Here is a 13,280-nt window from a genome sequence, read left to right on the forward strand (position 1 = left end):
TTTCCATTAACGATCACCAACCCTTTGCGAACGTTCGGATTCGGCAGAGGTACATATCGGCGGTTATGTATAGGGTTGAGCCATCGTCGCCCCAGGCGCAGTTGGCGGTAGCGCCACCAATTTTGAGGTGACCCAGAAAATCATAAGGGCCCGTTCCCTGCGTTGGTGCCAGGACCAGAACCCCTCCCCCACCCGTTACCCAGAGGTTGCCGTCGCGGTCTACCTTCATTCCATCGAAACCGCCGTCAAGATTCTGCTTCTTCATCTGCTCCGGTCCGAACACAATCCGTCCCTTACCCACCGAACCATCGGGTTGTAGTGGATAGGCCATCACGACCGGGCGCATCGGATCCGATTGGGCAACAAAAAGTATTTTTTCATCGGGCGAGAGCGCAATACCATTGGGACGCGTTAAATCACCAACGACGATAGACACGGTTCCTGGTACGCCAGCCCGTTCAGGGGCAATACGGTAAACACCCCAGCCGTCGGTTTCCCGACCCGGATCTTTTTCCTTTTTAGGCATTCCATACGGCGGATCCGTAAAATAATAGCTGCCGCTGGAGTGGGCCACCACATCGTTCGGACTATTAAAGCGCTTGCCATTATAGTTATCGGCTAAAGTACGTTTACCTCCACCACCAGTCAGCGACATGGCTGTAACGCGTCGGTCGCCGTGTTCGCAGGCAATCAAGCGCCCCTGCCGGTCGATGGTCAGGCCGTTGGAACCGGGCTCATCGCTATAAGGGCCCAGACCTGTATAACCTGAGGGTTTCAAAAATGGGGTGACGCCTTCTTTATCAGTCCATTTGAAAATGGTATTCTTCGGTACGTCGGAAAAAAGCAGGAAGGCTTCATTTTTCACCCAGATCGGACCCTCCGTCCAATCAAATCCGCTAGCCAACACCTCTATTTTGGCATCAGGCGAAACCAGTTTATCCAATCGGGCATCAGCCTTAACAATCTGACCGATGGTAGGAAAAGGGGTTGTTTGGGCAATGACTGGACGAAGTACGAAGGCTAGCCAGCCCGACAGTAGTAAGGATTTTAGGTTCATGGTGAATGTCAGGAATTTACCTCAATGGTACGATGAATTTTGGGACGTAACAACTAAGAGAAAGTGGATTAACAACTATTTTTAACGTACCTTATGTACAGAAAGCGTTGAGTCATTAGAAGCTCACTACGTTAAAAAATTGTAAAATGGATCAAGAGTTACCTCTGCGAATTATCCTGAAAAATCCACCGGCAGGTGTCGACTTCGGCTTGCAAAAAGGGAGTGGCAATCACTACGAGACAGTCCAAATACAACAATTCGATTCTCAGGATTTAGAGTTCGATTTTACCGTGCGGGTAAAAGGAAATCAGGATAAAGACCCACAACCTACTATTCTTGGGCCTTTTGTGCAAGGCCCTCCGAGTGCCCGCTTTGTTTACCTCGATATTGGCAGATGTGCCGGTCAGATGGCTTCCGTATGGAGTCGGCGATTAAAAGTACCGTTAGCGGGAATTACCTGGGAACTGGTCAACCAACTATCGATACAGGAAGGCCAGGTTCTTGAAACACAGGTTCCTGGAACAGGAAAAGATACAGGCCCCAACTGCGGAACGGTAAAACCGTTTATGGGCTGGCAGACGATATAACAATTATTCGCTTATTTTTAGACGATTTTTCTTTCTCCCCCAATTCTTAATCGTACATGAAAAACAAAAAAGGGGCCACTTCCCCTACGAATGCTGAAAACAGTTCCCGCCGATCATTTTTGAAGACCCTGGGCATTGCCGGTACTGCCGCTGCTGCTGCGCCCGCTGCTCTTGCCGAAACGCCGGTTGCGATCCCCCAATATTTAAATCTTGTTCGTAGTCATTCCAGCACAGCGGCCAACGATAAAGTCCGGATTGCCCTGATTGGTACAGGTGGCATGGGTATTGGCGATATGCAAACGGCCCTCATGGTCGATGGTGTCGAAATGGTAGCCGCCTGTGATTTGTATGATGGACGATTACGCCGTGCCAAAGAACTTTGGGGTGATCAGCTTCCGGTAACGAAGGATTATCGGGAAATTCTGGAACGGAAAGATGTCGATGCCGTCATTAACGCAACGACCGATCACTGGCACGAAAAAATATCATCGGATGCTATGCGCAAAGGCAAGCACGTGTATTGCGAAAAGCCGATGGTTCAGAAGGTTGAGGATGGCCATACGCTGATAAAAGTATCGAAAGAAACGGGCAAAGTGTTTCAGGTAGGTAGTCAGTTTGCCAGTTCGTTGCTTATTGCCAAAGCTCGTGAGTTGATGAAAGCCGGTGACATTGGCGAACTTGTGTTTGCGGAAGCCATCTACGATCGTCACAGCGCTATGGGTGCCTGGCAGTATTCGATTCCACCCGATGCATCGCCCCAAACGGTTGACTGGGATACATATCTGGGCAGCGCTCCAAAACGTCCCTGGGACCCACTGCGCTTTTTCCGGTGGCGGAATTATCAGGACTACGGAACCGGCATTGCTGGTGACCTGTATGTTCACTTACTTACCTCCTTACACTGCATCACGGGTTCGAAAGGGCCAAATCGGGTGTATTCGAGCGGGGGTACGCGTTACTGGAAAGATGGCCGCGATGTACCCGATATTCAGCTTAGTATCTATGATTACGGAAAAACAGCTGAACACCCAGAGTTTAATTTAACCACTCGGTCAAACTTCGTTGATGGTGGCGGTGGTAATTACCTGGTTCGTATTGTTGGTACCGAAGGCGATTTATCGCTGGGTTTCGACTCCCTAACCGTTCACCGGAACAAATTCCCCAAGGCACCCGGTATGTCGATCGACAACTTCCCGAAAGACCAGAAGGAGTTGTACATAGCCGAGTACAACAAGCTATATCCACAAGTCCCTGAATTGGTTGGCCCGAAGGAGTTTAAATACAGCTTCCCGAAAGAGTATAAAGGCGACCGCTACGAGCACTTTGTCAATTTCTTTAGCTCGGTACGTCAGAATACCCCGAACATTGAAGATGCTACATTCGGCCTGCGCGCTTGTGGACCAACCCAGTGTGGCAACATGAGTTATTTCCAGAAAAAAGCGGTAAGCTGGGACCCGATCAATATGAAGATCCTGGGGTAAGTGACGTTGTGGGGTGAATATTCGTGGGGTCAGGTTCTCAAACCTGACCCTTTTTTTAGTCTACACGCACAATTGCCTTCGCGGTACCCGGCATCCCGCCAACAGTTATTCCTTCCGCCCGTAGTCGAATATCGGTTTTGGCATCCGACGTAAAGAATGACACGGTCGCTTTCCCCTCCGCATCGGTCTGAATCATTGGTGCCCAGAACAAGGTTGTGCGGTAGTCGGGTCTTACGTGCTCTGGCTTTTTAACATCGTATCGGGGGGCATAAAACTCCCGTAGGGGCGCATAGCCCGGCAGTTTGGCCACCAGCGTTCCCGGCACAACCTCCTTGGTCAAATCATAATTGGGGCCACCCCGTTTTGTTAGAATGGAAATAACCCCTCCCGATGCCCGCGAGCCATAAATAGCTGCCGATGCTCCTTTTAGCACATCGACCCGGTCTACATCCTGCACCGAAATACCCATTATAGCCTGCAAATCCATCGGCATGCCATCCAGCACAAATAACGGATCAACGGGTCCATTAAAATTAGCCGCTCCCCGAATCTGCACGCGCGCATTAAATCCATTGCCAATTACCTGAACACCGGCAACTTGCCCTTGAATTACATCCAGAATTGTCATTCGACCAGATGTATTCTGTGCAGTAAACTTAACACTGGCATCAGGTGTCCCATAAATCACTCGGGAATCCCTTTCCTGATATTTTTTTGCCTTTACCGTAACGGCTTGCAATAATACCTCGCCATTCCGCCGGATCTGGCGTTCAATCTCCTGATACTCTTTGGTTCTACGAATAAATTCAGTCAACTCATCCTGGCGGAATTCCAGCGGGTTATAGGGAACCTTCGTAATGGTTACGGTTGGCATCAGCAGTTGATCGAGCGAGATAGCCAGCGAACGGTTCGCTCTGCCTTTTATGCCCTGAATTAGCACGGTGGTGGTATCCGTAAAATCGAGGTCGTAGGCACCAAAATTGCCAGCCTCATCCGTTTCGCCCATCAGGAAATCTCGCGTGCTGTCTCGCTTCGCCAGTAAAAATGTTAGTTTCACCTTGCCTCCAATATCTTTCTGGTTCGGCCGTACGACCCGCCCCGTTAGCGATAGCCCTCGCTCAACGAAGTGATTGATCGGTGGGATAGTACCACCCAGAACGTCGGTCCAGGCGAATCGTCGCCAGCCCTGCGTCATTAGTAAAAGGTCTAATTGCATCCACCGATCGGCATGTAATGGATCGAAATAGTAGCTGGGTTGCTCAACCGTGCCGGTCAGATCGGACGAAAGCAATACCTGGGATACAATCGTAGAACCACTTGAGTCTGCTTCGGGTGCCAGCCGTGCATCCACAGCCGCCAGCGATACATTAGCGGCAACGGGTTTACCCTGCGCATTGGTCGTGGTAATGGTCAAATCCAGTTTCTCTCGATTCTTATAGGTCTTTTTATCGGGTGTAAGCGCAATCGAAATCTGCTCGTTCCTATTGATGAAAACCAGTCGCTCACTCACCGGCTTCTGCGTCTCATCGAATAAGGTCAATTGCGAAATACCTTCAGGAAAGGTGTTTCTCGGGATCTGAATCAACGACGTTTTTTTGGTCATCGGAATGCTTACCACATGATTGATTTGCCCTCGCGTCTGTGCAATGAGTGTCAGTTTAGCGGCTGCATCCGAACTGCCTTTATTATGCCGCACGTAAACTTTCATATTGTCTTTATGACTCAGATTATCTATCTGCATCACAACGCCCTGTGGTTGCACGGCGGGCAACGAATAAGATAAATTTGTGCCATCGCCGAGCCGTATAGTAGCGGTATACGACTGACCTGCTTCGGGGTTGATGGTAAAATAACCCATGCCCAAATGAGTGCTGGTAAACCCAACAATTGTATCTTTTTTCGTATTCAGGATAAAGCCTTCTACGGGTATACTTCGCCCAGCAGCATTAACGGCCTTAAACGCCACCCGGCTCTCGATTCCCTCAACCAACTGACCACCTTCGGGTAAAAATTGCACGTCAGGTCGGTCCACTACACTCTTTTGTGTTGCTGGGTTAGTTGTTAATCCCTTATTCGCCCCAACGTTGGCTCCGTTGTTTCCAAGGATTGTTACCGGTTTAGAAAAGAAATAGGCGTCGGGGTAATTTCGCATGAAATTGGTATATCCCCGGAGTTGATAGGTGCCTGCCGCCAATGAATCGGGCAGGAAAAGCTGACCAGGTGCATACCCAGCCGTTGCCCGTAGCTGCGTCCGCAACCGAACCCGCCGGGCAACGGGGTCTACCAAATCGACATATACTACCCGACTGGCACTATCCGCTTCGTGCGTAGTACCGTTCATCAGGTAGCCTTTTAACCAGATGGTTTCACCTATGAGATAAGCGTCCCGATCTGTATGGACATATACTTTCTCGGTAGGCCGCTGCTGGTTGTAAGCACGGAATCGTTCGATCACTAGTTTACTAAAATCAGGATCGTCAACAAAGTGAATCGCCGATAGTGACCCAATGGTAAGGAGAGTAATAAGCCTGACTCGGTGAAAAAAAGTAAGACGCATAGAATAGATTTCTGAATTAGCTGCCTTCGTTTGTCTACGAAGCAACTAAATTAGCAGAAATACCCTCTTTTTAGCATGACTAACCCAACTCATAAAACGGCCTTAGTGCTCGGTGCTACGGGTCTAATTGGTGAACTGCTCACGCATCGACTTGTTGATTCACCGTTCTATAACAACGTAAAAGTGTTAGTACGCAAATCGTTAAGCTGGCAGCACCCTCGTTTACAGGAAGTTCAGTTTGATTTCGACCATCCCAATGGCTTATTGACACAGGCCGACGATATATTTTGCTGTTTGGGGACAACCATAAAAAAAGCGGGTTCAAAAGAGGCTTTCCGACAAGTAGATTATCACTATCCAATCGATATTGCCCGGCTGAGTCTGGCTAATGGTGCCAAACAATTTGCGATCGTTACAGCTATGGGTGCCAACGAGGACTCATCCATTTTCTACAACCGCGTAAAAGGCGAAGTAGAGCGCGACCTAACGGCGCTGAACTATCCAACTCTACTCATTTTCCGTCCCTCTCTCCTACTCGGCAACCGCTCCGAAAACCGCCTGGGCGAACGGATTGCCTCTGGAGCCATGCGGCTCTTTAGCCCCCTTATTCCTGCTAAATATAAAGGGATTAAAGCGGATAAAGTAGCCAAGTCCATGCTGGAAACGATGCAACAGGGATTAATTGGCAAACACGTTTTTGAATCTGATGTCTTGCAGGAGTTTTAGGCTTGTTTATTGAGCTGTATCAGTTTGACTTACCCAGCTTATCCAGTTCCATAACCAGTTTGACCATGTCGCGGGTTTCGGGTGAATTCCCCATCGTCAACGAGATTGGCCCGTTTTCGGGTTGGTATGTCAGTTGGAATAGTAACCAGGGGCAACACAACCGTTCAAACTTGATAAACTCTGCCAGTTCATTACTAAGAAGACTATCAGGTTGTTGAAAGACCAACTCATAACTGTTGGCGCGCTCTATAACCCGATCGACTTTCTTAAAAATGGTTTGATGCAGTTCATTCATGCGCGCAATCTGATCATGGTCGGTTAGTTTGCAGGCCAGGACAATTTTCGTTTTCAGTTCCGTTTTCATACGAGTTGTTTGGGTCCACTGGGTTAAACAGGAGAAGGCTATGACTAATTTAACCACAGAGGGACGGAGACCACAGAGAGTTTATCCAACATATTCTCTGTGATCTCCGTCCCTCTGTGGTTAAACAAATTTTATCTGCTTAGTTTATCGACGCTAAGTCTTTGAATAACAATCGTTTTGACAACTCATTTAGCTGCTGTTCTGAACCTTGCAGGTGAAACGTTGTATGCCGATGCTGGCGTTTGGCTCCCGGAGCCAAATTTGCGGCTGGCGACGACGATTCTAATTCATAAAAATGGCCCATTTGCGGTTGGCCCGGTTTCATTGGGCCGTCGTTATAGGCATTAATAACATCGCCAGAAAAGGGATCTTTTTGATGTTCCCAGGCCGAATTGACATATTGATGATCCTTCGGATCAAAATCATACGTAACGAGCGTCAGGGTTTTGGTAGCGGAGTCGTAACTGCCAATCCAATTGGTAGCCCGTGCTGGCGAAACCCCGATCTTGCTGCGATACTTCGCATCGGCTTTAAATAACGCAGCTGTTTTTCCCATTTGTAACCGATCGGCCGGGACTTTCCCGAAATAAGCATCGTTGACCGGCTGGCCATCCCCTTCCCGGTACGGCACAATGATCATGGATTCGGGCGATGCGTTCATCATGCCCAGAATCCAGATAGACGGCATGCCTGTTTGGGCAACCCAAGCTTGTTTCCCTTTGTTGGTAATTACGTTATCAGATTGAATTCCAACTACCTTGAGTGAATGGGTATCAACGGCCAGTTGGTGCTCAATTTCTGCCTTGTCGAGCAATTTAACCGTTCGTTCGATGCCAATGTCGAAGCGGGTACCGCTGTAGTTAGTCAGCGATACGGTGCGGGCAAATGTGGCAGACGTTCTAGACGTATCGGTGATGTCAAATGGTTCTGAATCAATAGCGGCTGGTGTCTGCCAATGATCGCCATCAAATGGGTCGCCTTTTTTGAAATAGAGCGCGTACTGGCCTCCTTCCGGGCCTAACCAGAAACGATCTTCGCCCCCGAACGCATTCATATGGGGCAGAAGCTTTCCGGATTTTATCAGCTCATAGTTAATCCAACCATAGCTGGTCTGGCCGTCGGCAGTGGTCGTCATTACACGCCCCTGATAAGCGGGACAAATCAGGGCACGGGCATTTCCCAGTTCTAACTCAACTAAATCGGCATGATGCTGCTGTAAAAAAAGGCGGTCTTTGGCGTACATGTTCATGGGGGAAGCTTCTGAGGAATCGCTGGTCGACGTTTGTTCTTCAGTTGTTGCCGCTTTCCGGCTTGAACAGGCAATCAGTAAACCACTAAAAACCAAGGCTATGATTTTATTCATGAGAAAGTCAACGAACAATCTGAAAATACTGAACTTAAACAATCATTTTCGCAGCTACATATAGCTCTATAAATTACCGTGGCATCCCAATCTACTTTTGCAGATACAATACAAATCAGATCTGCGACTCCAGCCGACGAAGCAGTTGTGTATGATTTCCTATGCGATTTAGAGCAAACGGAGTTGGACACAACTGCTTTCCAAACTGTTTACCAGCAAAATCTGAGCAACCCATTCATCTATTATCTGGTAGCTGAATCACGAGATGAAGTCATCGGTTTTGTGAGTTGTCATGTTCAGTACCTGCTACACCACTCTGGAAAAGTAGGTGAAATTCAGGAGTTATATGTCCGGCCTGACGTCCGAAATCAGCATATCGGGCAAAAGCTTGTAGCTGAGCTGGGTGCACTGGCTATTCAGGAAAATTTTGTCAATCTGGAAGTGACGACCAATCAGAAACGGCTGGATACGGTTCGCTTTTACGAACGCGAGTCCTTCCAAAAAACACACGTCAAACTGGTCAAACCGATTCAAATCTAATGAGATTTACCTTCTTCTCGTTGCTGTTCATTATCCATACGCTAACCACATTTGGTCAAATATCTATACGGAACGATGCCGTTCTTGAACGAAAGCTCCGGGCTGCTATGGCTAACTTTCAGGGCGATGCGGGTATCTATGTCCGTAATCTTCGCACGGGTAAAACCGTTGCCATCAACGCCGACACTTTGTTTCCAACGGCGAGTATGGTGAAGATTCCGATTCAATGCGGCTTATTCGACAAAATCTATAAAGGCGAGTTGACGTATGACCAGGAATTAATTTACAAAGACTCTCTCCATTACGACGATGGCATTATTGGCTCACTAAAAGACGGCGCTAAAATTACGCTTAGTAAGGTTGTTATGCTGATGGAAACAGTCAGCGATAACACAGGTAGTTTGTGGTGTCAGGCCTTAGCTGGCGGAGGAACGAGCATCAACACATGGCTCGAAACGAATGGGTTTCATCAAACCCGGGTCAACTCCCGAACACCAGGCCGGGAAGCTAACCGGACCCAATACGGCTGGGGGCAGACTAGTCCACGGGAAATGGCGGAGCTACTCACTTATATCCGCCAAGGCAAGGCCATTAGTCCCGATGCCAGTGAAGAAATGTACCGGAATCTGGGTCGCCAATATTGGGACAATGATGGGTTATCGCAAGTACCGCCCGATGTCAAGATAGCCAGTAAAAATGGGGCTGTCAATCAGGCTCGTTCAGAAGTAGTGTTCGTTCATGCTCCACACGGAGAGTACGTGTATTGCATTATGACCAAGAATCAGAAAGACGAAAGCTGGACGCGCACAAATGAAGGATATACGCTTTTACGTGCAGTGGCGGCAACTTTGTGGCATCATTTCGAGCCCAAATCGACCTGGAAACCAGCAGAAGGGTATGAAAAATGGTGGTAGCATCAGCATAACAATTTGCCTGAGAACAAGTAACTTTGATATAGATAACATGACCTTATAAAATAATGACTGCTTCCCAACCTATTCTTAAGATCTATACATTCGATGAGTATGTAGCGCTGGAACAATCAGAGGGTATTCGTTATGAATATTGGGATGGCCAGGTTATCGCAATGGCCGGAACAACTAAACGGCATAACCGTATTGTACAATCTTTGTCGAGAATTCTTTATCCATTTGCACAGCGAAACGGGTGTGATGTTTACGCCGAAAACGTCCGTCAGAAGCTTAAAACAGGTCAGCGATACGTATATCCTGACATTATTTATACCTGCGATTCTGCCGATCTGGAAAATGACATGGGCGTTTGGGTCAGTTCACCGAGTTTGCTGGTTGAAGTAGTCTCCAACTCAACGCAGAGTAAGGATTTTCACGAAAAACGGCCTCACTACACAAAACTCCCTTCATTGCTTTACTACTTACTCGTCTCTCAAACCGACTATCGGGTGGAAGTATTTGAGCGTAATGTCGACTTCTGGAAATATCAGGTCATTGAGGGGGCTGATGCCATTGTTAACTTACCACTATTAGCAATAACCTTATCACTAAAAGACCTTTACGAAGGTATATCTCTGGCTAGCGACTAGGTATTCGGTTTTATTAAACAAGAAAAAGCCACCTCCCGTAAAGAGAAGTGGCTTTTTTATATCCAAAAGTTAAAAGCTTAATTCAGGAACTGCAACCGCAAGTCATTCAACTGACTACGGATAGAACCATCAACTTGCTGGTCGCCAACGCGTAAAACGTAGCCACCAATCAGTCTTGGATCAATTTTTTCTTCCAGTTCAACCAGTTTACTACCCGTTGTTTTCATAACCATTGCCTTGAACTTCTCACGTAATGCATCCGTGAGGGGTACTGTTGTAATTACAGTGGCCCGATCTACACCTTTCTGACGATCATATTGATTGATGAACTCATCAGCTATGGCATCCATAATAGGCTCCCGGTTCTTTTTCGCAATGATTTCAAAAAATGACATCGTCACGGGATCAACTCGGGTAGCGAAAACAGCTTTCAGGATAGCATTTTTCTTTTCAGCCCGAACAATGGGATTCTTCAACATCAGCAACAGCGGCCGACTTTGCGCCACGGTGTTCTTAAAGAACAGCATGTCTTTGTACATTGTCTCCGTCAGGCCATTTTCCCGAGCCAAATCTAATAACGATTTAGCATAGCGGGCGGCTACAGTAGCTACTGCCATAATCGAATTAGTTTAAGCGTGAGTTTGATACCAGATCGGTCACCAATTTCTCCTGAGCCGATTTATCGCTGAGTTCTTTCCGAAGAACTTTCTCCGCAATATCAAGCGACAGTGTAACGACTTCCTTTTTCATCTGCATAACCAACGCCTGACGCTCGTTCTGCATCGACTCACGAGCCTGCTCCAGAATCCGCTTACCTTCCGACTCCGCTTTTTCACGAGTGTCGGCCATCATTTTGTCGGCGGTTTCTTTAGCACCGCGCAGAATAGCTTCCCGCTCAGAGCGGGCTTGGGCTAATAATTTTTCATTATCAGCTTTCAGTGCAGTCATTTCCAGGCGAGTTTTCTCGGCCAGATCAAGGGCACTTTGAATATTGTTTTCGCGCTCGTTCAGGCTTTCCGTAATGGGTTTCCAGGCAAAGGCGCGAAGAATCAGAAACAGGCCGAGGAAAACCACTACCTGCCAGAATAAAAGACCGAGATCGGGAGTCAGTAAATCCATGAGTGTTAATTATGGAAAGTCAATGTTAGTAATCGTGTAATCAATCTTTTGTTAGAGAACATTCGCCCGTCGGCAATCCCAAACGGGCAAATATTCTCTGAGAAATTGGCGAGCAGTTGTGCCAGTGCCTAATGCAACCAGCCTACTCAAACTTGGTGTCTACTGGGCTCAACCGAATTAGGCTGTAGCAACCAGAAGACAAATAACGGCTGCGAACAGAGCAACGGCCTCGATCAGAGCGGCAATGATCAGCATGGCGGTTTGGATACGACCAGCCGCTTCTGGCTGACGAGCAATACCTTCCATAGCACTACCACCAATTTTACCGATACCAAGACCAGCACCAATAGCGGCCAGACCAGCACCAATAGCAGCACCCATAACTGAAACACTACCCGTAGCTTCTAACAGCATTGAAAACAACATTGCGAACATAACCTTACAACAGATTTATTAGTGAAACAAAAGATTGCTATTTATAAAATGGATAATGTAAACTGAACAGTTGATAATGACTCAATGGCTGCAATTACTCATTTTACATTATTCATTATTAACTAGTGCGCTTCCGCGCCTTCGTAACCGATACCGTGGTCGGCCTCATGGTGTTCTTCTACCGCACTACCAATGTACATAGCCGTCAGCAGTGTGAAGATGAACGCTTGCAGGAAGGCTACCAGCAATTCGATTAAATTCAAAAACAGGGTAAAAAACAGTACAACCGGGCTGATGGCAAGGCTAGTACCCATACCACCCATGTGATTGGCCATGAAAATCAGCCCCAGCAAACTCAGGATGATAATGTGACCGGCGGTAATGTTGGCAAATAACCGGATCATGAGCGATAACGGCTTCATGAACACGCCTACGATCTCAACGGGAATCATAATGGGCAGCAACGCAACCGGAACACCCGTTGGCTTCAGAATGTGTAGCCAGTAATGTTTGTTACCACTGAAGGTAACAATCAGGAATGTAATAACAGATAATACCAGCGTGACAGCGATGTTACCCGTCAGGTTAGCAGCACCTGGCAGCAGACCCAGCAAATTGTTGATCAGAATGAAGAAAAACAGCGTCAGCAGGTAAGGCAAAAACTTGGTGTATTTAGGACCAATGCTCGGCTTGGCTATTTCATCGCGTACAAACAGGATGATTGGCTCCAGAAACGATTGAAGACCTTTTGGGGCCTTACCCTTGTTCTTTGTGTAGCCACTACTAACTGCCGAAAACACCAGTATCATGATAACCGCGCTTAATAATAACGACGCTACGTTCTTGGTGATCGAGAAGTTGTAGAATTTAGCTTCGTGATCGACTTTCCCATCGGCCTCAACGCGGTGGATTTTACCGTGCTCATTTTTATACCCCTCGTACACTTGCCCGTGAGCCAGCCGTGACGAAGAAAATACTTCCAGGCCCCGATCTTTCGAGTAAAGAATTACGGGTAATGGCAATGTGACGCCGTGAGCAAACTCCCAGCCGTGATCATCTTTAATGTGGTGCATGATCATTTCACCCACATTAAATTTCCCTTTAGGAGCGGCTGCTTCGCCTTCGTGCTGAGCGTGTGCCTCGCCCTCCTGATTATGCTCCTGCGCCTTAGCGCCCACTAACGAACTCAAAATGAGAGCCGTTGCTAACAAGAACTTATTAATTGACAAACGCATCATATGATGTGACAGATCCTTTTTACGAATCGCGTCGCAAGTTACGAGTAAGCGTCCAAATCTCAAAGCCTGTGTAACATATATATAGTACAAGAAAGTCCAAAACAAAGGCACGGCGTTGCTCAATATGCTGGAATAGAAAAAAACCAACAAAGGCAAGTCCCAGTATAAGACGCGCAACGGTTGCCGCTAAGTAAAGTGGTATCAATCGTTCCTGATTACCTTGTAAACCAGTCTCTACCAGCCGTTGAGTTA

The 13,280-nt window shown here is 47.5% G+C and carries 14 protein-coding genes; 6 read left to right on the forward strand and 8 right to left on the reverse strand.

The genetic code is table 11. The features are described from left to right. Positions 1–13: 13 nt before the first annotated feature. Positions 14–1,057 carry an SMP-30/gluconolactonase/LRE family protein gene (locus ACYVGO_RS10920; RefSeq protein WP_460969296.1) on the reverse strand — a complete coding sequence of 348 codons (1,044 nt, stop codon included), beginning with the start codon at positions 1,055–1,057 and terminating at the stop codon, positions 14–16. Between the two features lie 146 nt (positions 1,058–1,203). On the opposite strand from ACYVGO_RS10920, the gene ACYVGO_RS10925 reads away from it, so the two are divergent. Further along, positions 1,204–1,644, forward strand: coding sequence for a DUF5990 family protein (locus ACYVGO_RS10925; RefSeq protein WP_142771541.1), 441 nt, complete (start codon positions 1,204–1,206; stop codon positions 1,642–1,644). Between the two features lie 56 nt (positions 1,645–1,700). Next, positions 1,701–3,125 carry a Gfo/Idh/MocA family protein gene (locus tag ACYVGO_RS10930; RefSeq protein WP_460969297.1) on the forward strand — a complete coding sequence of 475 codons (1,425 nt, stop codon included), beginning with the start codon at positions 1,701–1,703 and terminating at the stop codon, positions 3,123–3,125. A gap of 55 nt (positions 3,126–3,180) precedes the next feature. Here ACYVGO_RS10930 and ACYVGO_RS10935 read toward each other — a convergent pair whose 3' ends face one another. After that, positions 3,181–5,682 carry a TonB-dependent receptor plug domain-containing protein gene (locus ACYVGO_RS10935; RefSeq protein ID WP_460969298.1) on the reverse strand — a complete coding sequence of 834 codons (2,502 nt, stop codon included), beginning with the start codon at positions 5,680–5,682 and terminating at the stop codon, positions 3,181–3,183. Positions 5,683–5,757: 75 nt separating this feature from the next. Between ACYVGO_RS10935 and ACYVGO_RS10940 the strand changes: the two genes are divergently transcribed. Then, positions 5,758–6,408, forward strand: coding sequence for an oxidoreductase (locus ACYVGO_RS10940; protein WP_460969299.1), 651 nt, complete (start codon positions 5,758–5,760; stop codon positions 6,406–6,408). 19 nt (positions 6,409–6,427) lie between these two features. Here ACYVGO_RS10940 and ACYVGO_RS10945 read toward each other — a convergent pair whose 3' ends face one another. Together ACYVGO_RS10945 and ACYVGO_RS10950 are read right to left on the reverse strand one after the other, a co-directional pair. After that, positions 6,428–6,772, reverse strand: coding sequence for a hypothetical protein (locus ACYVGO_RS10945; protein WP_142771537.1), 345 nt, complete (start codon positions 6,770–6,772; stop codon positions 6,428–6,430). Positions 6,773–6,911: 139 nt separating this feature from the next. Continuing rightward, positions 6,912–8,135: a DUF6786 family protein gene (locus ACYVGO_RS10950; protein WP_460969300.1), complete on the reverse strand. Its 1,224-nt coding sequence runs from the start codon at positions 8,133–8,135 to the stop codon at positions 6,912–6,914. A 78-nt stretch (positions 8,136–8,213) separates the two neighbouring features. Here ACYVGO_RS10950 and ACYVGO_RS10955 point away from each other — a divergent pair, with 78 nt between their 5' ends. The 3 genes from ACYVGO_RS10955 (at position 8,214) to ACYVGO_RS10965 (ending at position 10,236) form a co-directional block, all read left to right on the forward strand. Beyond that, on the forward strand, positions 8,214–8,675 hold the full coding sequence (locus ACYVGO_RS10955) for a GNAT family N-acetyltransferase (RefSeq protein ID WP_460969301.1): 462 nt from the start codon (positions 8,214–8,216) through the stop codon (positions 8,673–8,675). Next, positions 8,675–9,589: a serine hydrolase gene (locus ACYVGO_RS10960; protein ID WP_460969302.1), complete on the forward strand. Its 915-nt coding sequence runs from the start codon at positions 8,675–8,677 to the stop codon at positions 9,587–9,589. The genes ACYVGO_RS10955 and ACYVGO_RS10960 overlap by 1 nt, the downstream gene beginning before the upstream one ends. 65 nt (positions 9,590–9,654) lie before the next feature. Then, positions 9,655–10,236, forward strand: coding sequence for a Uma2 family endonuclease (locus ACYVGO_RS10965; RefSeq protein ID WP_460969303.1), 582 nt, complete (start codon positions 9,655–9,657; stop codon positions 10,234–10,236). Positions 10,237–10,313: 77 nt separating this feature from the next. On the opposite strand, the gene atpH is transcribed toward ACYVGO_RS10965, so the two are convergent. The 4 genes from atpH to atpB form a co-directional block, all read right to left on the reverse strand. After that, complete coding sequence (gene atpH / locus ACYVGO_RS10970) at positions 10,314–10,853, reverse strand: ATP synthase F1 subunit delta (RefSeq protein WP_142771532.1); 540 nt, start codon at positions 10,851–10,853, stop codon at positions 10,314–10,316. A 7-nt stretch (positions 10,854–10,860) separates the two neighbouring features. After that, positions 10,861–11,355, reverse strand: a complete 495-nt coding sequence (gene atpF / locus ACYVGO_RS10975) for a F0F1 ATP synthase subunit B (RefSeq protein WP_111342721.1) — start codon at positions 11,353–11,355, stop codon at positions 10,861–10,863. 177 nt (positions 11,356–11,532) lie between these two features. Continuing rightward, positions 11,533–11,790, reverse strand: coding sequence for an ATP synthase F0 subunit C (gene atpE / locus ACYVGO_RS10980; RefSeq protein ID WP_082111625.1), 258 nt, complete (start codon positions 11,788–11,790; stop codon positions 11,533–11,535). Between the two features lie 122 nt (positions 11,791–11,912). Continuing rightward, positions 11,913–13,028: a F0F1 ATP synthase subunit A gene (atpB, locus tag ACYVGO_RS10985; protein ID WP_460969304.1), complete on the reverse strand. Its 1,116-nt coding sequence runs from the start codon at positions 13,026–13,028 to the stop codon at positions 11,913–11,915. Between the last annotated feature and the right edge of the window lie 252 nt (positions 13,029–13,280).

The sequence above is a fragment of the Spirosoma migulaei genome (assembly GCF_054776855.1).

Bases quoted from the DNA above. Each gene is read 5' to 3' on its own strand.
- ACYVGO_RS10920 (WP_460969296.1), bottom strand. From the start codon at position 1,057: ATGAACCTAAAATCCTTACTACTGTCGGGCTGGCTAGCCTTCGTACTT.
- ACYVGO_RS10925 (WP_142771541.1), top strand. From the start codon at position 1,204: ATGGATCAAGAGTTACCTCTGCGAATTATCCTGAAAAATCCACCGGCA.
- ACYVGO_RS10930 (WP_460969297.1), top strand. From the start codon at position 1,701: ATGAAAAACAAAAAAGGGGCCACTTCCCCTACGAATGCTGAAAACAGT.
- ACYVGO_RS10935 (WP_460969298.1), bottom strand. From the start codon at position 5,682: ATGCGTCTTACTTTTTTTCACCGAGTCAGGCTTATTACTCTCCTTACC.
- ACYVGO_RS10940 (WP_460969299.1), top strand. From the start codon at position 5,758: ATGACTAACCCAACTCATAAAACGGCCTTAGTGCTCGGTGCTACGGGT.
- ACYVGO_RS10945 (WP_142771537.1), bottom strand. From the start codon at position 6,772: ATGAAAACGGAACTGAAAACGAAAATTGTCCTGGCCTGCAAACTAACC.
- ACYVGO_RS10950 (WP_460969300.1), bottom strand. From the start codon at position 8,135: ATGAATAAAATCATAGCCTTGGTTTTTAGTGGTTTACTGATTGCCTGT.
- ACYVGO_RS10960 (WP_460969302.1), top strand. From the start codon at position 8,675: ATGAGATTTACCTTCTTCTCGTTGCTGTTCATTATCCATACGCTAACC.
- ACYVGO_RS10965 (WP_460969303.1), top strand. From the start codon at position 9,655: ATGACTGCTTCCCAACCTATTCTTAAGATCTATACATTCGATGAGTAT.
- atpH (WP_142771532.1), bottom strand. From the start codon at position 10,853: ATGGCAGTAGCTACTGTAGCCGCCCGCTATGCTAAATCGTTATTAGAT.
- atpF (WP_111342721.1), bottom strand. From the start codon at position 11,355: ATGGATTTACTGACTCCCGATCTCGGTCTTTTATTCTGGCAGGTAGTG.
- atpE (WP_082111625.1), bottom strand. From the start codon at position 11,790: ATGTTCGCAATGTTGTTTTCAATGCTGTTAGAAGCTACGGGTAGTGTT.
- atpB (WP_460969304.1), bottom strand. From the start codon at position 13,028: ATGATGCGTTTGTCAATTAATAAGTTCTTGTTAGCAACGGCTCTCATT.